18 protein-coding genes are annotated in these 19,558 nt (G+C 72.1%); 11 read left to right on the forward strand and 7 right to left on the reverse strand.

Features of this window, described 5'->3' with window-relative positions; translation table 11 throughout:
• Positions 1-131 precede the first annotated feature (131 nt).
• A complete protein-coding gene (locus AC0HI0_RS03365) occupies positions 132-332 on the reverse strand; it encodes a hypothetical protein (RefSeq protein WP_480930753.1) in 201 nt (66 codons plus the stop codon).
• 162 nt (positions 333-494) lie between these two features.
• Between AC0HI0_RS03365 and AC0HI0_RS03370 the strand changes: the two genes are divergently transcribed.
• Entirely contained in the window at positions 495-2,192 is a 1,698-nt protein-coding gene (locus AC0HI0_RS03370; RefSeq protein ID WP_480930754.1) for a sigma factor, read from the forward strand.
• Between the two features lie 229 nt (positions 2,193-2,421).
• Here AC0HI0_RS03370 and AC0HI0_RS03375 read toward each other — a convergent pair whose 3' ends face one another.
• The 3 genes from AC0HI0_RS03375 to AC0HI0_RS03385 are packed head-to-tail and all read right to left on the reverse strand — an operon-like array spanning position 2,422 to position 5,290.
• Positions 2,422-3,774: an L-serine ammonia-lyase gene (locus AC0HI0_RS03375; protein ID WP_480930755.1), complete on the reverse strand. Its 1,353-nt coding sequence runs from the start codon at positions 3,772-3,774 to the stop codon at positions 2,422-2,424.
• Positions 3,771-4,655, reverse strand: a complete 885-nt coding sequence (locus AC0HI0_RS03380) for an alpha/beta fold hydrolase (protein WP_480930756.1) — start codon at positions 4,653-4,655, stop codon at positions 3,771-3,773. The genes AC0HI0_RS03375 and AC0HI0_RS03380 overlap by 4 nt, the downstream gene beginning before the upstream one ends.
• Positions 4,652-5,290, reverse strand: a complete 639-nt coding sequence (locus tag AC0HI0_RS03385) for a TetR/AcrR family transcriptional regulator (protein WP_480930757.1) — start codon at positions 5,288-5,290, stop codon at positions 4,652-4,654. Before AC0HI0_RS03385 ends, AC0HI0_RS03380 begins: the two co-directional genes overlap by 4 nt.
• 71 nt (positions 5,291-5,361) lie before the next feature.
• Between AC0HI0_RS03385 and AC0HI0_RS03390 the strand changes: the two genes are divergently transcribed.
• Positions 5,362-6,861 carry an MFS transporter gene (locus AC0HI0_RS03390; RefSeq protein ID WP_480930758.1) on the forward strand — a complete coding sequence of 500 codons (1,500 nt, stop codon included), beginning with the start codon at positions 5,362-5,364 and terminating at the stop codon, positions 6,859-6,861.
• 125 nt (positions 6,862-6,986) lie between these two features.
• A complete protein-coding gene (locus AC0HI0_RS03395; protein ID WP_480930759.1) occupies positions 6,987-7,766 on the forward strand; it encodes a hypothetical protein in 780 nt (259 codons plus the stop codon).
• A gap of 22 nt (positions 7,767-7,788) precedes the next feature.
• Here AC0HI0_RS03395 and AC0HI0_RS03400 read toward each other — a convergent pair whose 3' ends face one another.
• Positions 7,789-8,607, reverse strand: coding sequence for a metallophosphoesterase (locus AC0HI0_RS03400; protein ID WP_480930760.1), 819 nt, complete (start codon positions 8,605-8,607; stop codon positions 7,789-7,791).
• A gap of 67 nt (positions 8,608-8,674) precedes the next feature.
• Positions 8,675-9,640, reverse strand: coding sequence for a helix-turn-helix domain-containing protein (locus tag AC0HI0_RS03405; RefSeq protein ID WP_480930761.1), 966 nt, complete (start codon positions 9,638-9,640; stop codon positions 8,675-8,677).
• A 122-nt stretch (positions 9,641-9,762) separates the two neighbouring features.
• Here AC0HI0_RS03405 and AC0HI0_RS03410 point away from each other — a divergent pair, with 122 nt between their 5' ends.
• The 6 genes from AC0HI0_RS03410 (at position 9,763) to AC0HI0_RS03435 (ending at position 17,765) form a co-directional block, all read left to right on the forward strand.
• A complete protein-coding gene (locus AC0HI0_RS03410) occupies positions 9,763-10,665 on the forward strand; it encodes an XRE family transcriptional regulator (protein WP_480930762.1) in 903 nt (300 codons plus the stop codon).
• A 170-nt stretch (positions 10,666-10,835) separates the two neighbouring features.
• Entirely contained in the window at positions 10,836-13,685 is a 2,850-nt protein-coding gene (locus AC0HI0_RS03415) for a S8 family serine peptidase (protein ID WP_480930763.1), read from the forward strand.
• Positions 13,686-13,873: 188 nt separating this feature from the next.
• Complete coding sequence (locus AC0HI0_RS03420) at positions 13,874-15,118, forward strand: ABC transporter substrate-binding protein (RefSeq protein ID WP_480930764.1); 1,245 nt, start codon at positions 13,874-13,876, stop codon at positions 15,116-15,118.
• Positions 15,115-16,008, forward strand: a complete 894-nt coding sequence (locus AC0HI0_RS03425; protein ID WP_480930765.1) for a carbohydrate ABC transporter permease — start codon at positions 15,115-15,117, stop codon at positions 16,006-16,008. The genes AC0HI0_RS03420 and AC0HI0_RS03425 overlap by 4 nt, the downstream gene beginning before the upstream one ends.
• Positions 16,008-16,793: a carbohydrate ABC transporter permease gene (locus AC0HI0_RS03430; protein WP_480930766.1), complete on the forward strand. Its 786-nt coding sequence runs from the start codon at positions 16,008-16,010 to the stop codon at positions 16,791-16,793. The genes AC0HI0_RS03425 and AC0HI0_RS03430 overlap by 1 nt, the downstream gene beginning before the upstream one ends.
• Positions 16,794-16,838: 45 nt before the next feature.
• Positions 16,839-17,765 (forward strand): hypothetical protein, encoded by a 927-nt coding sequence (locus AC0HI0_RS03435; protein WP_480930767.1) that lies wholly within the window; start codon positions 16,839-16,841, stop codon positions 17,763-17,765.
• Here AC0HI0_RS03435 and AC0HI0_RS03440 read toward each other — a convergent pair.
• Entirely contained in the window at positions 17,758-18,126 is a 369-nt protein-coding gene (locus tag AC0HI0_RS03440; RefSeq protein WP_480930768.1) for a DUF4345 domain-containing protein, read from the reverse strand. The two genes, AC0HI0_RS03435 and AC0HI0_RS03440, sit on opposite strands and share 8 nt — an antisense overlap.
• A gap of 35 nt (positions 18,127-18,161) precedes the next feature.
• Here AC0HI0_RS03440 and AC0HI0_RS03445 point away from each other — a divergent pair, with 35 nt between their 5' ends.
• Together AC0HI0_RS03445 and AC0HI0_RS03450 are read left to right on the forward strand one after the other, a co-directional pair.
• Complete coding sequence (locus AC0HI0_RS03445) at positions 18,162-18,938, forward strand: helix-turn-helix domain-containing protein (protein ID WP_480930769.1); 777 nt, start codon at positions 18,162-18,164, stop codon at positions 18,936-18,938.
• A gap of 370 nt (positions 18,939-19,308) precedes the next feature.
• Positions 19,309-19,497 (forward strand): hypothetical protein, encoded by a 189-nt coding sequence (locus tag AC0HI0_RS03450; protein ID WP_480930770.1) that lies wholly within the window; start codon positions 19,309-19,311, stop codon positions 19,495-19,497.
• Positions 19,498-19,558: the final 61 nt, after the last annotated feature.

Genomic DNA, 19,558 nt, shown 5'->3' on the forward strand with positions numbered 1-19,558 from the left:
TCGGCGATGCGCCGAAATCCCCATGGGGTGCCGAAAAGGTGGGCGCGCTACCTCACCCGCGCATCAGAGGTGTCGTTGCCGCGCTTCCGGTGCGTTCCCCATTCGAGTGGAGAAGTACGTCGCGCGGGGTGTCACGCCATGCCGGTCTGCTGGACGTGGTGCAAGAGGGCGAGTACGCCGCCGGAACCGCAAGTGGCGGTGAGGAAGGTGGAGACCAGGCGCAGGGCCAGGGTGGACCGTCGCCGGTCGACGGCGAACAGCGCGACGGCCGCTGCGGTCACCAGCAAGGCGAGCAGGACGAGCACGGTCGAGCCGAGCAGGAAGAACGGCATGGCACCAATCCCTTCTGTGACGCCCGCGGGTGCCGGCGTTGGTGCAACCATGGCGGTGCCCGGCGCGGATCGGCCTCGGCGCGGACATCTCCGGACAGCCGGGGTGCCGGGCTCGGCGTCCTGAAGCCGGTGCGCGGACGGACTCGGACACGGGGAGGCCGGATGGGTGAACAGGCCCGGCGCTGGTTCGCGGCGAACCTGGCGCAGTTGCTCCGCTCGGCCGGCGGGCCGTCCTACCGGGACCTCGCGAGGAGCACCCGGCCCGACGACGCGGGCGACGGGGGACCGTTCGCCGTCGCCCGGCGGATCGGCCTGGAACCCAAAACCCTCGCCCACTCCACCATCCACGACCTGGTGGCCGGCCGGAGGGACGCACCGGACCTGTGGACGGTGTTGATGTTCGTCGTGGCTTGCGCCTGCTGGGGCGCGCGGCACGGCAGCCCGGTGACGGCCGACCTGTCGACCGGCGCGCTGCTGCGGCTGCTGGACCAGTGGCGTCGAAGACACGGCGACTACCTGGACCTGCTGGCCGTCCCCGTCCCGGAGGAGGCCGACGAACGGGTGCGCGTGGGTGTCGTGCCCATGCAGGCCGACCACTTCCGCGCCCGGTCCGTCGCGCTCGATTCCGCCCCCGGCACGACGGTGCTCACCGGTCTGGGCGGCGTGGGCAAGACCCAGATCGCGGTGTCGCTGGCGACCCGCGTGTGGCTGGACCGACGAATACGGCTGGCCCTGTGGGCGACCGCCGACTCCCGTGCCGCGATCATCGACGCCTACGCCCGTGCCGCGCACCGCCTGCTCGGCGTCACAGGTCGCGAACAGGCCGCCACGGCGCTGCTGGAGTGGTTCGCCGTCACCGACCGACCGTGGCTGCTGGTGCTCGACGACCTGCAACGGCCCGAGGACATGCACGGCCTGTGGCCCACGACCGGCCGGGCCGGGCAGGTGGTGGTCACCACCCGGCGTCGCGATCCGTCACTGGCCCGCACCGACCGCACGGTGGTGCCCGTCGGCACCTTCACCGACATCGAATCGCTGTCCTACCTCACCGCGAAGCTCGACGGGCAGACCGACGGTGCCGAGGAACTGGCGGACGAACTCGGACGCCTGCCGCTGGCGTTGGCGCAGGCCGCCGCCTACCAGGCCAACCGCGGCCTGACCTGCCGCCAGTACCTCGACCGGTTCCGCGCACGCGACAAGGCGCTGGCCGAGGTGTTGCCGGAGCCGGGGGAACTGCCCGACGACCACGCGCGGACCATCGCCACGACCTGGTCGCTGTCGGTGGAACTCGCCGACACCCTGGCCCCCGCCGACCTGGCCTCGCCGGTGCTGCACCTGGCCTCGTTCCTCGATCCCACCGGCGCTCCGCTGATCGCGTTCACCGCCGACGCCGCACGCCTGCACCTGGGCCGGGCGCTCGGGCGCGAAGTCGCCCCCGACACCGTGCACGACGCCCTGTCGGCCCTGCACCGCCTGAGCCTGATCACCTTCGACCCGGCGCAACCGGCCAAGGGCGTGCAGGTCCACGCGCTGGTGCAGCGCGCCGTCCGCGACACGCTCTCCCCCGAAGCGCGGGACCACCTCACCGAGATCACCGAACGCGCCCTGATCGAAGCCACCCGCAGCGGAGAGGTCGACGCCTTCGCCCAGCTCTACGGCCGCCACATCGCGGCCGTGCACTCCCTGGCACGCCACCTCGGGCTCGACGACGGCGATGCCGACGAGTGCAGCTCCCTGGTGTTCGCCAAGGTGCTGAGAACGCTGCTGGCCGGCCGTGGCCCCGACGTGAATCTGCGCGGCTACCTGCTCACCACCTTGCGCCACACCATCTATGACGCCGTGCGCCGTTCTCGCCGCTGATTCCGCCGTCATTCCGGGGCGATGCCCGGCAGGCTCCGCCGCCAGTCGCCGAGGCGGTCGCGGGTGACGAACGTGTCGAGGGTCGGGTCTGGGGACGCGGAAACACAGAGCCCGCACCGCACCGGGACCGGTTCCGCGCATCCGTAGCGGGTCTACCACCCCGACGGCCCAAGCCCGGCCGGGCAGGTCAGCACTGGGCAGTCAGCACTGGGCAGTCAGCACTGGGCAGTCAGCACTGGGCCACTGTCACCGCCAGGCCACCGCGTGAGGTCTCCCGGTACTTCGCGTCCATGTCCGCACCGGTGAGCCGCATCGTCTCGATCACCGCGTCGAGCGACACGTGGTGGCGTCCGTCGCCGTGCAGCGCCACCCGCGCGGCCTGGATCGCGGTGACGGCGGCCATCCCGTTGCGCTCGATGCACGGAATCTGCACCAACCCGCCGACCGGGTCGCAGGTGAGCCCCAGGTTGTGCTCCATGCCGATCTCCGCCGCGTTCTCGATCTGCTCGGGCGTGCCGCCGGCCAGGGCCGCGTAGCCGGCGGCGGCCATCGAGCAGGCCGAGCCCACCTCGCCCTGACAACCCACATCCGCACCGGAGATCGAGGCGCGTTTCTTGTACAGCACGCCGATTGCCGTTGCGGTCAAAAGGAAGTCGACCACGGCTCCGGCTTCGTCGCCGTGACCGTGGCCGGCGCGAAGGGCCGAGAACAGCACGGCGGGAACGATTCCCGCAGCTCCGTTGGTGGGCGCGGTGACCACGCGGCCACCGGCGGCGTTCTCCTCGTTCACGGCCATCGCCGCCGCCGTCGCCCATTCCAGCTCGCTGGTCTCGCCCGAAGCCCGCAGCCGGGCGACGATCCCGGCCGCCCGTCGTGGCACCCGCAGCCCGCCGGGGAGGATCCCCGTCGTGCGGAACCCGGCTTCGACGCACTCGCGCATCGTGGTCCAGAGCCGCAGGACGCCGTGCCGCACGTCGGCCGCGGATCGCTCGCTCCGCTCGTTCGCGAGCATGATCTCCGCGATGGACAGCCCCGATTCCGAGCAGCGGGCCAGCAGTTCGGCGGCCGAGTCGAACGGGAAGGGCTCCTCCGCGTGCCCACCCGGCGGCGGCGTCGAGCCGTGCTTCTCGATGAACCCGCCGCCGACCGAGTAGTACGTCTCGTCGACGTCGACGCCCTGGTCGAAGGACGCCCGGAACCGGAGTTCGTTGGCGTGCGCGCCACGCACGAGCAGCGGGTGCAGCCGCAGGTCCCGCGTCGTGAAGTCCAGTTCCCCGCCGGCCAGGCGCAGCTTGCTGCCCGCCTCGATCTCCCGCACCCGGCCGTGCGCGTAGCCGGGGTCGACGCGCTCGGGGTCGTTGCCCTCCAACCCGAGCAGGATCGCGCCGAACGTGTTGTGGCCCAGGCCGGTCGCGGCGAGCGAGCCGTAGACGTCGACCTGGAGCGAGGTGATCACCCGCCCGGCGCGTCGGGCCGAGATCGCCGACGCGAAGTCACGCGCCGCCCGCATCGGCCCGACGGTGTGCGAGCTGGACGGTCCGATGCCGGTGGTGAAGAGGTCGAACACGCCGATCCGGGTCATCGGAGCGCCCGGATCAGCAGTGCCGGGTCCTGGACCGGGAACAGGTGCCCGGCACCGGGGATGACGTCGAGGGTGGCGCCCGCGATCCTGTGCTGGGCGTGCCGGGCGACCTCGACCGGGACGTTCCCGTCGGCGTCCCCGTGCAGGAACACCGTGGGCACGGTGATCGATTCGAGCGGTTCCGGCAGCTCGTGGTCGTAGCGGCGCAGGTCGGCGACCGCCGCCGCGGTGCCCTGGGCCTTGGCCTCGCGGCCGTCCAGCTCGGAGTTCCGCTTCGCCACCGGGTCGTTCATGACGGCCTGGTCGGCCGCCGGCCACGCCGAGACGGAGTTCTGCCGGGTGCGGGCGAAGACGCCGGTTCCGGCCAGCATCGCGCCCGCGATCCCGGGTGCCCACCGCGCCGTCGCGTAAAGCGCGGTGACCAGGCGTATCCGCCGCCGCAGGGTCTCCCTGGGCGTGCCGGGGACCATCGCGCAGGCGAGCACGAGCCGTTGCACGCGTGCGGGGAACCGCGCCGCGAACGCCAGCGCGTAGCCGCCTCCGCCGGAGAAACCGAGCAGCGGGGCCTGGTCGAGGCCGAAGTGGTCGAGGAGGGACAGCACGTCGTCGTCCCAGTTGTGGAAGCCCGGGTCCGGCCGCGGCGCTCCGCCCGGCGGCGAGGTCTGCCCGTAGCCGGGCCGATCCGGGAAGACCAGCCGCCAACCGGCTTCGGCGGCCGACTCGTGCAACGGGATCCCCTGGTAGCGGCTGCCGGGCGTGCCGTGGGCACCGATCGCGATCCGCCCGTCCGGGTCGCCGTACTCGCACCAGGCGATGCGGCGGCCGGAGCCGTCGAAGATCGAGTGCGTCTCGGGCAGCGTCACCTCGGACGGCGCTGTCACGGGCGCACCTGCCGGGCGAGGGCCGCGCCGATTCCGCTCAACAGCAAGGAGATTCCCGCCTCGAAGCGCTGGTCGTAGTCGTGGTGGTCGACGAAGACCGACGCGGCGCGCCGCTCCGGGGAGGTCGTGGCCGTCTCGAAATCGCCGCGCCCGAGCCTGATCGAGACGTGGCCGGTGACGAAGTCGTGCAGCGTCGCGTACGCGTACACGGCCTCTTCGTCGCGGAGCCCCGCGTCCCGCAGCGCCTGGACCATCCGGTGCGCGATGTCGTCCGCGCCCGGAGCCTCCAGCGCGGCCTGCCGGTGGGCTTCGAGCACCAGCGGATGACGCATCAGCAGGTCGCGCAACGCGCGGGCGAACGTCCGGCAGGTCTCGTTCCACCCCGTCGGCCAGTCGATGGCCTTGATGGCGTCGCCCACGAGCGTCGAGACCAGTTCGCGGCGCAACGCGTCGATGCCGCCGGTGGTCCGGTGCACCGACATCGGCGAGGTGCCCAGTCGGTCGGCGATCGCGCGCAACGACACGGCCTCCAGGCCGCCGTCGTCGGCGATCTGCGCGGCGACCTCGATGATCTGCGCCTTGTCGGCCGCCTTCGGACGTCCGGCCCTTGATTTGCGGCCCGGTTCGACTACCATGCCCGAACAATATCGATACGCGTAACGAAATGCAAGGTACCGGCTTACCGCTGCGACGAAAGAGAACGCCCATGTCCCCTGTCACGAGCCGGGCGGCCGCGAACGCCGCCGGCGCGCGCTCCTCGGTGCGGGTCGCGACGCTGACCCTGCTCATCGCCGCGGTGGCCGCGTTGGAGAGCATCATCGTGCCCGCGCTTCCCCTGGTGCAGCGGGAGTTCGGGGTCGGCGCGGACGTGGGCGCGCTCGCCGCGGTCGCCCTGACGCTGAGCACGGTGCTGATCACCCCCATCGCCGGACGCGTCGCCGACACCTACGGCGCCCGCCCGACGTTGATCTGGCTGACCGTCGTGGTGGTGCTCGGCGGTTCGCTGTCGGCCCTGGCCGAAGTGTTCCCCCTGTTCGTCGCCGGGCAGTTCCTCCAGGGCTTCGGGCTGGGGCTCCTCCCGGTCGCCTTCGTGGTGCTGCGGACCACGCTGTCGGCGGACCGGCTCAAGACCGCGACCGGGCTTCTCGGCGCGGTCGTGGTGGCCGGCGGTGCGCTCGGGGTGGTGCTGGCCGGCCCGATGGCGGAAGGACTGTCCCGCTCGGCGATGTACGCGGTGCCCACCGGGTTGGTGCTCCTCGGCGCAGCGGCCTTCACGATCGTGACGCCGAAGGACGCGGCGACGGCCGCAGGGGGCCGCATCGACTGGTTGGGCGCGCTCGGACTGGCGGTCGGGCTCCTGGCGCTGACCGCGTGGCTCTCCACCGCCGCGAGCAACGGGTGGGTCGCGCTGCCCACGCTGGTGGTGGCCCTCGTCACCGTGGCCGTGTTCACGCTGTGGGCCCGGTATCAGCGCCGCACCAGTGAGCCGATGGTGGACCTGTCCATGATGGGGAGTCGGCGCATGTGGACCACGGTGGTCGTGACGGTGGCCTTCGGGTTCACCTACGGCACGGTGGTGTACCTGATTCCTCAGCAACTCGCCGCGCCCGCCGGGAGCGGCTTCGGGCTGGGTGCCTCGACCACCACCATCGGACTGCTCCTGTGCGTCGGGTACGGCGCGGCGATCGTCGTGTCGGTGCTGTCGGGCGTCGTCGTGAAGTCGCGTGGGACGACGGTGGTGGCCGTCGCCGCCGGCGTGCTGCTGTGCGTCAGCGCCGCGCTGGGGTCCGTGTCGACGCAGTTGTGGCAGATCGTGCTCGTCCTGATCACCGCCGGGGCAGGCATTGCGGCCGCGTCGACGGCGGTGTTCGTCATCGGCGCGGACAGCGCCGAGGAGAAGCGGGTGGGAGTCACGACGGCGATCGTCACCATCGCGCGCTCCCTCGGCACCGCTCTCGGAACCCAGATCGCGGCCGGGTTCCTGGCGGGGGTGGAACAGAGGCAGGGCCACCCTGACCACTCGGCGTTCGCCATCGCCTTCGTGGTGTCGGCCGCCGTGGGGGTGCTGGGTCTTGTCGTGACGACCCTCATGCCGAAGAACCGGGCCGGACTCGACGCGACCGGCGGCACAACCCACGCCGTGATCCCGGCAGTGGAACGAGGAGGTGACGTCCCGTCGTCGCCGGTGGCCTCGCGCGAGCAGTAGTGCCCCGAACCGACGGTCGGACGGGTCGTGGTTCGACCTTGTCTGTCTACAGTGGACTTATTCTGTGGCAACGGCTTCGGTGGGCGGCCGGCCGCGTATCGGGCTTGATCACCTAGGGTGGTGTGGTGAGCGATCCTCTGGTCCGTGAGTCCGACATGCCGATGTACTTGGTCGAGCGCACCGACGACCCGGTCGACGCCGGTTCCCGGAACACGATCGGCGGGTGGCCGATCCTCCCGGCAGGGGCGTCGTGGCCGGTGTGTTTCTGCGGCGAGCGGATGGTCCTGTTCTTCCAGTTCGACGTACCGGCGGACATCCCTGCCTTCGGCGGGGACCACCTGTTGGTCTTCCAGTGCCCCGCGCACAACGACGCGGCGGTGCCGGAGGGCCACGCCGAGCGGCTTCCCGAGAGGTTCTGGGAACGGCCACCGATCTGCAACCACCCCGGTGCGTTCTGGCGGATCCTCCTCCACCGCGACGACACCGGTCCGGCCGAGGGCCCGGAGCCGAACCTGCGACCGCGCCGGCTCACCGTCGGGCCGGGCACCGAGCGCCTCGCGATCTGGTGGCCCGAGCGGAAGCTCGCCGACAACCGGACGGTCGGCGGCCGGGTGACCGACGAGGAGTTCGCCGAGCACGGCATCGGCCTGCGCGAGTTCAAGATCGGGGGCGTCCCGTCCTGGATCCAGGAGCGCGAGTCCTACCGCTGCCCCTGCGGCGTCGACCTGGTGTACGTGTGTCAACTGCCCGAGAACACCGGGTTCGACAAGCTGCCCGGCCGGCCCGCCCAGGCCGACGCGTCCGACGACGACAAGTACCTGCTCTTCCTCGGTACCGAGCTGTACGTCCTGGCTTGCCCGGCGCACTGCGATCCCGCTGCGGCCTGGCCGGTCAACCACAACTGAGCGCAGGCCGCCACCACCGCGACTACCCGTGGTGCTCCGGCGTCGAGGTGTGGAGGGTGGCGTGGTCGAAGGTCAACGGTCGCCAAAGCGGTGCGCCGGCCTTCCCGTGGCCGGGGTCCACGCCGATGAACTGGCGTCCCGCGACGCGTACCCGCACGTGGCGGGCGTCCCAGTCGACGGTTGCGCGTTGGCGGATCCGGCCGGCGCAGTGCCAGTCCCGGGTGGCGAAGCGGACGATGGTCGAGTGGCCGTGGACCTGGTCGAACGGGACGATGTCGCGGCAGGCCATCCACGGTTCGTGCAGCGCGGTGCCCGATTCCGCCCACAGCGGGCCGGCTTGGCTGTCCCGGCCGTGCGCTCCGGTTCGCCAGATCAGCTCGGGGCGGTCGTTGAGGAGGTCCGCCGCCAGGCGTGCCGACGTGGGCTTGCCCAGCTCCTCCCAGCAGGGGACGGTCAGGCCCGCGTGGGTCAGCAGGACGTCGTCGCCATCTGCGGTGCGGAGGGCGGTGGCGACCTGCAGACGGCCGTTCGTCCACCACTGCCGCAGGCGGGTCCGGTCCGCTTCGGCCAGGGGGTCCGGCCAGAACACCGTGCCGCCGGGGAGGTATTGGGACTCGTGGTTGCCGGCCAGTTGGATCCACTGGCGCGGCTGTTCGTCCAGCAGGCGGCCGACGACGTCCAGCACGCCCCGGCTGTCCGGGCCTCGGTCCACCAGGTCGCCCACCTGGATCACCACCAGGTCCTCGGGCAGCCTGCCGTCGACCGCGCCGAGCCGGCTCAGCGCCTGGCGCAACTGGTCGGCGTGCCCGCCGACATCGCCGATGACGGCGACTCTCGTCATGGGTCCCCCCGGATGCCTTGACCGACCGGATCCAGCGTACTGGGCGACCGGGGTCGGCGAGGCGAGGTCAGACGAGGCCGCGTCGGGCGGCGTGGATGCCCGCCTGGAAGCGGGTGGTGGCGCCCAGCTCGTCCAGCAGGGCGGCCATCCTCCTGGTCATCGTGCGCTGGGTCATGCCCAGCGAGCGCATGATCGCGGCGTCCTTCATACCGGCCGCCAGGAGGGCGAGCACCTCCTTGTCGCGGTGGGTGCCGCGCAGTGCCGCGCCGATCGGGGTGGCCCGGTCCCACAGCAGGTCGAAGCAGGCGACCAGGGCGTCGAGCAACGGGGAGGGGTGCACCAGGATGCGCACGCCGGTCTCGACGGGGTCGAAGCTCAGCGGCACCAACGCCGTCCGGCGGTCGGCGATCATCATCTTCATGCGCACGTCGGGCAGCGCCCGTGCGTCCTCGCCGGCCTCGGTGTAGGTGGCGACCTCGGCCAGGCGGGTCGGGTCCTCCAGCGTCGGCATGTGGTAGATCGCGCGGTAGGCGACGCCGCGGCGCAGGGCCTGGAGTTCCGCGACGTTGCGCTCGGGCGCGCCGCCCAGGTACGGCGGGCAGTCGATCAGCAGCACCTCCTCCCGCGCGGCCAGTTGGAGTTGGGCGATGTGGTGGCGGACGGCGGGGCCGCCTTCCAGCAGCTCGACCAGGTCTCCCGGCTCGCCGCGCGGCGCGGCCTCGTACGCCGCGGCGAGGCGGTGGGTGGTGGTGCGCAGCCGGTCGAGTTGTTCGGTGCGGCGCAGCGCCAGCGCGTCGAGGGCGACCTGCGGCGGCGCGGGGACGTAGCGGGCCGGGCGGCCGGCGAGCTTGGTGACCAGGCCGGCCGCGATCAGGTTCGCCGCGGCGCGGATCAGGCGGCTGACCGGCAGGTCCAGCGCGGCGGCCAGTTCGCCGGCGTCGGACCGGGGCTTGCGCAGCAGGCGCAGGTAGACCGCCCCCTCGGTGGGGCCCAACCCGACGGGTTCCAGGAACCCCGCGTCCACGGTGTCCACCGGCCCAGTCTACGGCGGCGGCCAGTTCTGGCCAGTGGCCGGCGCTGCCCTTCCCGCAGCCGCGATCGCCGTCTAGCTTGGGCATCTCTTCGCTGCGGGCACCGATGGCGAACGGACGGACGATGAACAGAGAAGTGCAACGGCTGCTGCGCACCGGACCGTTCGAGGTGGCGCTGGACGCGGCCATCGAGGCGTCCGGGCTGACCCTCGACCGCCTGTGCGGCCGGTTGGCCGCCAACGGTGTCACGGTGAGCCGCACGGCGATCTCCTACTGGCGCAACGGGCGCAGCCGCCCGGAGCGCGCCGAGTCCCTCGCCGCGCTCAGCGGGCTGGAACAACTCCTCGGCCTGCCCACGGCGTCGTTGGTGGCGTTGTTGGGCGCACGCAGGCCGCGTGGACGTTCGGCAGGCCGCCCGCCGGGCACGCTGTCACGGCGCGCGCTGTGGCCGTCGTGCGGTCCGTTGCTGTCCGGGCTGGACACCTCGCCGGACGGGCAGTTGGAACTGCTCAGCGTCGGGGACACGGTGATCCTCGACGAGCACACCGGGCAACGTCGGCAGCGGACCCGGTTGGTGTTGCGGGCGACCGCCGACCGCGTCGACCGGCACCTGGTGTGCCACGAGGTGGACGACGCTGCGTACGCGCCACCGGAGCTGGTCGGGGTGGCGCACGCGCGGCGCGGGCGGGTGCGCTGCGACTCGTCGAACCGGTCGATGGTCGCGGAGTTCCTGTTCGACCGGCCACTGGACCACGGCGAGTACACGGTGCTGGAGTACGAGGTCCGCCTGCCGGACGGGCAGCCGCTGGACCACGTCTACCGGCGGTTCCCGCGCCCGGTGGGGCTCTACACCGTGCAGTTGCGGTTCGCGGGTCGGCCGCCGGGACGGGTGCGCCGCTACGACCGCAGCGGGCTGCGCGGTCCGGAACAGCACGTCGAGGAACTGTGGTTGAGCGCGACCGGGACCACCGCGTCGGTGACGCCGGCGGTGCGGCCGGGGACCATCGGCGTGCGGTGGGAGTGGTGAAACACCGTAAAACTGTTTCCCGACCTGCCCGCCGACCTGCGGTTTCGTTTCGGGAAACCGGGCGGGAGGGACGGGGAACAGAGCACTTCAGGTATTGATCGCCGCCGACTAATTTCCGGTCTCCACGCTCCGGGCCGAATACGGGTGCGGAGCCGGAAAAGGAGTGATCAATGCCCTGCAAACCACGTTCACTGCTCGCGGTGGTGACCGCGTTGGCGATGGTGGCCATGGCGGCCCTCGCCGCGCCGGCCTCGGCGGCCGAACCCGAAGGCGAGGTGCGGGTCGCGGCCAAGAGCCCCGTGCCCGGCGTGTACATCGTCAAGCTGAAGGACCGCACCGGCGCGGCCGGTGCGGCGAGCACCGCGGACTCCCTGACCGGCCGCTACGGCGGCACCGCGACCCACGTGCTCGAAAAGGTCATGCGCGGCTTCGTGGTGGAGGACCTCGACGCGCGGCAGGCCCGTCGGCTCGCCGCGAACCCCGACGTCGAATCGGTGATCCAGTCCGGCACCGCGCGGGCCGCCGACGTCCAGGACAACCCGCCCAACTGGGGCCTGGACCGCGTCGACCAGCGCGACCTGCCGTTGGACAAGAAGTACAACTACCCCGCCAACGCGGGCGCGGGCGTGAACATCTACGTGGTGGACACCGGGATCCGGTTCACCCACCAGGAGTTCGAGGGCCGCGCGAAGTACGCCGCGGACTTCGTCGTCCCGCCCACCAACGGCAACGACTGCGATTCCGCGAAGCAGGGCCACGGCACGCACGTGGCGGGCATCGCGGCCGGCAAGACCCGGGGCGTGGCCAAGAAGGCGAACCTCTGGGCGGTGCGCATCCTCGACTGCCAGTCCAGCGGCAAGGACAGCGACATCGTCGTGGCCGCCGAGTGGATCGCCAAGAACGCCGTGAAGCCGGCCGTGGTGAACATGAGCGTCTACGCCGACGACCCGACGGTCGGCGTCGAGGCGATCAAGGGCGCGGTCGCGTCCGGCGTGCAGTGGGCGTTGATCACCGGCAACAACGGCGGCAACTCGTGCGACTACGGGCCGGGCAGCCGCGTCGACACCGGTGTGCGGGTGGCCAACGCGACCAGTTCCGACCAGCGCGCCGGCGACTCCAACGACGGCCCGTGCACGGACCTGTTCGCGCCGGGCAGCAACATCGACTCGTCGGTCAACACCTCCGACACCTCCTACGGCCAGAAGTCCGGCACGTCGATGGCCGCGCCGCACGTGGCGGGCGCGATGGCGTTGCGGCTGGCCGAACAGCCGTCGGCCACGCCCGCCGAGCTGAAGAAGTGGGTGGTCGACAACGCCACCACGGGCAAGATGACCAACATCCGCACCGGTACGCCCAACCGCCTGCTGCACGTGCCGAACGCACCGCAGCCCGGCAACGACTTCGCCATCGCGGCCAACCCGTCGTCGGTCGCCACCGACCCGGGCGCGTCGGTGGACACCACGATCGCCACGACCGTCACCCGGGGGTCGGCGCAGACCGTGGCGCTGTCGGCGAGCGGCCTGCCCTCGGGGGTGACGGCCGCGTTCGCGCCGACCTCGGTCACGGCGGGCAACTCGGCCAAGCTGACGCTCAGCGCGTCGGCGTCGGCGAGCCCCGGCACCTACCGGGTCGGCGTGACGGGCAAGAGCGCCGACGCCACGCACAGCGCCGACGTGACGCTGACGGTCAAGGGGCAGGTCCCCGGTGACTTCAGCCTGACCACCAGCCCCGCCAACGGTTCCGTCCCGGCCGGCTCGTCGGTGTCGACCACGGTCGGCGCGAGCGCCGTCACCAGGGCCGGCGGGATCGACGCGGGCGCGGGCCCGGCGGTCATCGGCGGGACGCCGACCACGGTGGCGAAGTACCCGTTCATCATCTCGCAGCACCGGACCGGCGGCGTCCGCCCGCAGGAGCAGTCCTGCACCGGCTCGGTCGTGGCCAAGCGCGCGGTGCTGATCGCCGCGCACTGCAAGTTCTCCGAGGGCGACCCGAAGTACCTGGTCTACGGCCGCGACGACCTGGCCGACACGGCGTCGGGCACGCGCATCGAGGTCGAGGAGTACCGCACCCACCCCAACTACGACCCCAGCGACGGCTGGCGCACCGGCTGGGACGTCGCGGTGATCTTCACCAAGACCGACATCCCGGTGCCGTCCGGGACGGCCTACCCGACCATCGCCCGCTCCGGTGACAGCCTGCCGGTCGGCACTCGCGGCACCGCCATCGGCTACGGCAAGACCGACGCGCAGGACGCCCAGCGCAACAGCAAGCTGCGGGAAGTGGTCCTGCCGACCGTGGAGGACCAGAACTGCAAGAACATCAACTCGCAGTTCGACGCCCGCTACATGTTCTGCGACGGCTACGGCACCGGCAGCACGGGGCTGTGCCAGGGCGATTCGGGCGGTCCGTACTACTACAACGGCAAGATCTGGGGCGTGTTCTCGTGGCTGCGCACGGACTGCGCCTCCTACAACGCCCACGGCAAGCTGTGGGGCGTCATGGGTGACTGGGCCAACGAGCAGGTCAACGGCGGCACCCCGCCCACCGGCGACATCACCTTGTCCGCCACCGGCCTGCCCTCCGGCGCGACCGCGACGTTCACCCCGTCCGCGATCGGGGTCGGCGGCAGCTCCACGCTGAAGATCGCCACGTCCGCGTCCACCCCGACCGGCGAGCACCGCATCACCATCAGCGGCACGCGTGGCACGGTCACCCGGCAGGCCACCTACACCCTGACGGTGACCGGCGGCGGCACGACCAAGCTCACCCTGGCCGACCCCGGCTCGCAGACCACCACCAGGGGCAAGCCGGTCAGCGTCCAGCTGCGGGCGGACGGGGGCAGCGGCGGCTACCGCTTCACCGCCACCGGCCTGCCCGCCGGCGTCACGGTCAACGCCTCCACGGGCCTGATCAGCGGCACCCCGACGACGTGGGCGAACTACCACCCGTCGGTCACCGTGACCGACAGCGCGGGAGCCAAGGCGAGCGCGTCGTTCTACTGGTTCGTGTTCCCCAGCTGATCGACCGGCCCGTGACCGCGGCGCACGCGGTCACGGGCCGTCCGGCGGGCGACTTCACCCGAATCGGGCGCGTTTCGCGGCCGGCACGGCGAGGGTTGGTGCGCAAGGGTGTTCTCCGATGTGGGACCTGATCGACACGTGATCGTCGTGCTCCGATAATCCGGACAGGTCCGATTCGGGGGTGTGCGATGGGTGCGGGGCTTGATCGTCGGTCGTTCTTGCTGGTCGCCGGGCTGCTGGGGCTCTCGGCGTGTGGTTCGGACACAGGCCGGCAGGGGTCGGCGGCCGGCACCTTGCGGCACTGGTACCACGCGTACGGCGAAGACGGCGTGCAGGACGCGGTGCGCCGTTACGCCGCCGCCTACCCGCACGCCGAGGTCGACGTGCAGTGGAACCCCGGCGACTACGACTCCAAGATCGTCACCGCGCTCCAGAACAGCGCTGTGCCGGACGTGTTCGAGGCGCAGGTCAAGGTGGACTGGGTGCGGCAGAAGCAGGTCGTGCCGCTGGACGACCTGCTCGGCGACACCCGGGACGACTTCGTCCGCGCGCTGCTGGACAGCCAGACCGTGGACGGCCGGCTCTACGGCATCCCGCAGGCCATCGACACCCAGGTGCTGTACTACCGGCCGAGCCTGCTGCGGCAGGCCGGCGTCACCCCGCCCACCACCGTCGACGAACTCCTGGACGCCGCGAAACGGCTCACCGCCGGGGGAGTGCGCGGCCTGTTCGCCGGCAACGACGGCGGCGTGGCGGTGCTCACCGCGCCGCTGCTGTGGTCCGCGGGCCTGGACCTGCTGTCCCCGGACGGGAAGGCGCCCGGTTTCGACGACCCGCGCGCGGCGACCGCGTTCGGCAGGCTGCGCGAGTTGAACCAGGGCGGCGGCCTGCTGCTCGGTGCGCCCACCGACTGGGCCGACCCCGGCGCGTTCGTGGACGGGCTCGTCGCGATGCAGTGGACCGGGCTGTGGAACCTGCCGAAGATCGTCGCGGCGCACGGCGACGACGTCGGCGTGCTGCCGTTCCCGCGCCTGGACGCCGCCGGGGCGGATTCGGTGCCGGTCGGGGCGTTCAGCGCGATGGTCAACGCGCGCAGCGCCGACGTCGAGGCGGCCAAGGCGTACGTCAAGTGGCTGTGGGTGGAGAAGTCCGACTACCAGACCGAGTTCGCCACGGCGTTCGGCGCGCACCTGCCCGCCCGGCGCGGCCTCGCGGCGAAGGCCGAGCGGCTCACCTCCGGGCCCGGCTCGGACGTCGTCGCCCTGGTCGCGCGGGGCGGCCGGATCGCCGGCCCCGCGCGGTGGTCGGCGCGGGCGAACACGGCGCTGTCCGACGCGGTGTCCCGGATCGCGCGCCAGGGCGCGGACGCGGCCAGGGAGGTGCGCGGCGCGCTCGACGTGGCACGGGCCGAGATCGCGCGGCTCGACCGGTGACCGGGCGGCGCGCCGCGCTCGCGTTCTGGGCGTTCGTCGGGCCGTTCGCCCTGGGGCTGCTGGTTTTCACCTACGTGCCCATCGGGTGGAGCGCGTACCTGAGCTTCTTCGACGCGCGCAACACCGTGACGCCGACGGAGTTCGTCGGGTTCGCCAACTACACCGACATGCTCACCGACCGGGCTTTCCTGGACAGCATCGGCACGTTCACCGCGTTCGCCGCCTTCGTCATCCCGGTCACGGTGGCCCTGTCGCTCGGGCTCGCGCTGCTGGTGGACCAGGTCCGGGTGGCCAAGGCGTTCTTCCGGTCGGTGTTCTTCCTGCCGTTCGCCTGCTCCTACGTGGTGGCCGCGCTGGTGTGGCGGACGTCGTTGTTCTCCGGGCTGGACAGCGGGGCGGCCAACTCCGCGCTCGGCTGGTTCGGCGTCGCGCCGCAGGCGTGGATCGGCACGGTCGACCCGCCGCTGTACTGGGTCGTGCTGGTCACCGCCCGGCTGTGGTTGCAGGTCGGCTTCTACCTGATCCTGTTCCTCGCGGCGCTGCAACGCATCCCGGCGCACCGGTACGAGGCGGCGTGGATCGACGGCGCGTCGCCGGGGTGGCAGAGCTTCCGGCACGTCACGCTGCCGGGCCTGCGCGGGGTGCTGGTCGCGGTGCTCGTGCTGAACCTGGTCAACGCCTACCAGGCGTTCGACGAGTTCTACAACATCCTCGGCGACTCGCGCGGCTACCCGCCGTTCGCCCGGCCGCCGCTGGTGTACCTGTACTACACCGCGCTCGGGTCGGGTGGCCAGGACCTCGGGCGGGGCAGCGCGGGCGCGGTCGTGCTGGCGCTGGTGATCGCGTTGGCGACCTTGTTGTCCGGCCGGGTGTTCCGGAGGGCGGACTGATGGGGCCGGTCGGACATCGCAGTCCTTTTCGGACGGTGGCGCGCGGGATCGCGCTGGCGGTCGCGGCGGTGTTGTTCCTGCTGCCGTTCGTCCTGCTGCTGCGGGCCGGTCTGGCGGCGGTGCCGGAGGTGTTCGCCGACGACGAGATCCCGTTCGCCCGCAGCCTGTTGAACTCGACGGTGGTCGCGGTGTTGCAGACGGCGGGCCAGCTCCTGCTGTGCGCGCCCGCCGGCTACGGGCTGGCCCGGATCCCGTTCCGGGGCGAGCCGGCGGTGCGGTACGCGATCGTGGCGACGCTCCTGGTGCCGACCGCCGTCACGTTCGTGCCGTCGTTCGTGGTGGTCTCCAGCCTCGGCTGGCTGTCGGACCTGCGCGGGCTGGTCGTGCCCGGTTTGTTCAGCGCGCTCAACGTGTTCCTGTTCCGGCAGTACTTCCTGGACTTCCCGGTGCCGCTGGAGGAGGCGGGCCGGCTCGACGGCCTGTCCCGGTGGGGCGTGTTCCGGCGGGTGGTGCTGCCGAACTCGGCCGGCGTGCTCGCCGCCGTCGCGGTCATCGACTTCATCGGCAGCTGGAACCAGTTCCTCTGGCCGCTGGTCATCGCGCAGGACTCGTCCTCGTGGACCGTGCAGGTGGCGCTGTCGAGCCTGCTCACCTCGCAGAACCCGAGGATCACGCTGCTGTTCGCGGCGGCGGCGGTGTCCATCCTGCCGATCGTGCTGGTGTTCGTCCTGCTCCAACGCCACCTCGTGCGGGGCGTCACCGAATCGGGCCTCACCGGTCAGTAGCCCTTCGGTGAGTGCGCGTTCGGGGCTGGGCTAGCGTTCCGGGACGTGAGCGACCTCGACGTGGTGACGTTCTTCGCAGCCGGTTCCCTGCACGCCCACGGGTTCCCGGACGGGCGGACCGCCGTGTTCCCGGTGGACGGCGGGGTGGTGCCGGTGCGCCACGCCGCAGCGGCGGATCTCAGCCGGGCGGTGTACACCACGGACGGCGGGACGGTGTGCGTCGACCGGGCCGGCGCGGTGTCGTGGCGGCTCGACTTCGGCCCCGTCGTGCGTCGGCACTACCACTGCGCGGCGGACTGCGCGTTCTCGGCGGACGGGCGCTCGGTGTGGCTGTACCGGCCGGAGGCGATGGCCGGGCGCGGTGCCGGCGTGGACGAGTGGGTCGTCCTGGACGCGTCCAGCGGCGCCGTGCGGGCGCGGGTGGCGTTGGACTCCGAAGGGCACGGCGGGCAGCACTTCGCGCACCCGGACGGTGTCCACGTGCTGCTGGTCGTCGGGGAGGGGCAGGACGGCGTGCGGGTGTACCGGGGACGTCTCGACGGCGACGCGCTCGACCTGGTCACCTACCCGTGGGCAGACCGGATCCTCGTCGGCCTCGCACCGGACGGCAGCCGGTTCATGACCGTCGACCACTCCCAGCTGGACGTCGTCGTCCACAGCTTCCCGGACGGCGAGGAGGTGTCCCGGTTCGGCGTGGCGGAGTTCGGCCACGATCCCGACGACGCGTGCTTCGAGTGGGCGGGCGGTTTCCTCGACGGCGGCACCGCCGTGGTCGCCGTCGCCGGCGAGACCGAGGACGGGGGGTGGTTCCGCCACCACCTGGTCGACCCCGCGACCGGCGAAGCGCGCGGCACGCTCGACACCCCGTCCAGCACCGCCTACGACTTCCGGGCGCTCGGCGACGGCTCCTGGCTCACCTTCGACGCGGACGGACGTCCGCACCGCCACCGGGATCCCGCCGCGCTCACGTGACGAGCACCAGCACCCCGGCCGCCACGACCTCGACGCCGCAGTAGAACCACACCGGGTAGAACGCGGTGCGCCGGTCCACCAGGCCGGAGAGCACGCGGCCGACCGCCATGCCCGCCAACGCACAGGCGACGGTCAGCGTGACGCCCTGTCGGAGTCCGCCGCCGTGGAACTGGGCGAAGACCAGCACCGCGGCGATGGCGACGCCGAAACCGCCGTAGACGGCCCGGATCTCGGACCGGCTCTCGGGCGAGTCGGCGGTGATGCGGAACGGGCGGATCAGGGCCGCCGGGGCGGCGAGCGCGTAGCAGCCCATGGCGAGGAAGAAAGCCGCAACCGCCGACAGGGCAACCGTGTTCCACATGTGCGTTCCTCTCGTCGTGTGTGAGGATGCCTGGCGTGACCGGTCCGGCGCTTCCAGAAACGTGCTCCACCCGCGACCGGGCGACGGTCTGGGTCCGCCAGGGCTGCGCCGCCTACCACGGGCCGTCGCCGAGGTTGAGGGAGCACTCCGGTTCGGTGCACTGCTTCGCGCTCGGGGTCGACCGGCCCTTCACGCTCCGGGTGGGCGCGGTGGAGCGGCACGTCCGCAGCGCCCTGATCCCGCCCCGCACCCGGCACCGGCTGATCTCCGAGACCGGCCGGATGGTGTTCGCCTACGTCGACCCCGGATCGGCCTGGGTGCTGCGGGCCGGCGACCGCATGACCGGCCGCGTCGGCACCGCGATCCGGTCCGACCACGAGGACGAAGCTGTCCTGGCGCAACGAATCCGGGACGCCGTCGCGCCGGACCCGTTGCGCCTGCTGGGAATCGGGGCCACCGCCGACGGTCGGGACGAGCGGATCCGCACGGCGCTCGCGTTGCTGCGCGCCGTGGACGGCGGGCGGTTGACGGCGGCGGAACTGGCCGGCGCGGTGAACCTGTCGGTGTCGCGCTTCCAGCACCTGTTCACCGCCCACACCGGAACGAGTTTCCGTCGTTACCGGCTGTGGGCGCGAATGCTCCACGTCGCCACGTCCGTCAGCGCCGGGAAAGACTTCACCACGGCGGCGATCGAGGCCGGGTTCTCGTCTTCTGCGCATTTCAGCGACTCCTTTCGCACGATGTTCGGGCTCAGCGCCGGACGTCTGCGTTCCCTCGCCACCACCGTCGTCACGCCCGACGCAGGTCCGTAATCGGGCGAACTGCCCGGGGTGTCCACGCGGGAGTTGTTGACACGTCAGCGGAAGACCGCCGGCTCTCGTGCCCGCCGGCCGTGCCTGTGCGGCGCACCAGGGAAGTTCCGGGCACGGCGGCCGGCGGGCGGACCGGAGTTCCTTGCGGCGCACGAGAAGCGCTCCCAGGCACGTGCGGCTCCGGAGGGTGAAGTCCTTGGGGGAGTGGACTCCTCCGGGTAGGCCGTTGTCACCTACACGGGTGGTAGGGGCCGGAAACCGAGTCGCCGGCGGGACGGATGTGCCGGAGCTGTGCTGCACTCGGCTGGCAAGCGCTCACGGGGCACCGGTGCGAAGAGCACCCCGGTGCTCCAACCGGAGGAGGTCTCAAATGTCCGTTCGTACCCTGGTCCGCCCGGTTGCCACGCCGGCGGACGTCGCGGAACTGAGCACGCTGATGATCGAGCCGGAGTCCGTCGTCGCGGACCCGCCGCTGCCCGAGCCGAACGCGGCCGGTGCGCTCCTGCTGGGCTTGTTGCTCGTCGCCTCGCCCTCGACACCGAAGGAGCCGCGCAAGTAGCGCACGCGGGAACCCGCGCGGGTTCCTGAACATCCGCAAGTGCTGATCGTCGACGGTAGGA

Source organism: Saccharothrix sp. NBAS 001 (assembly GCF_056640475.1).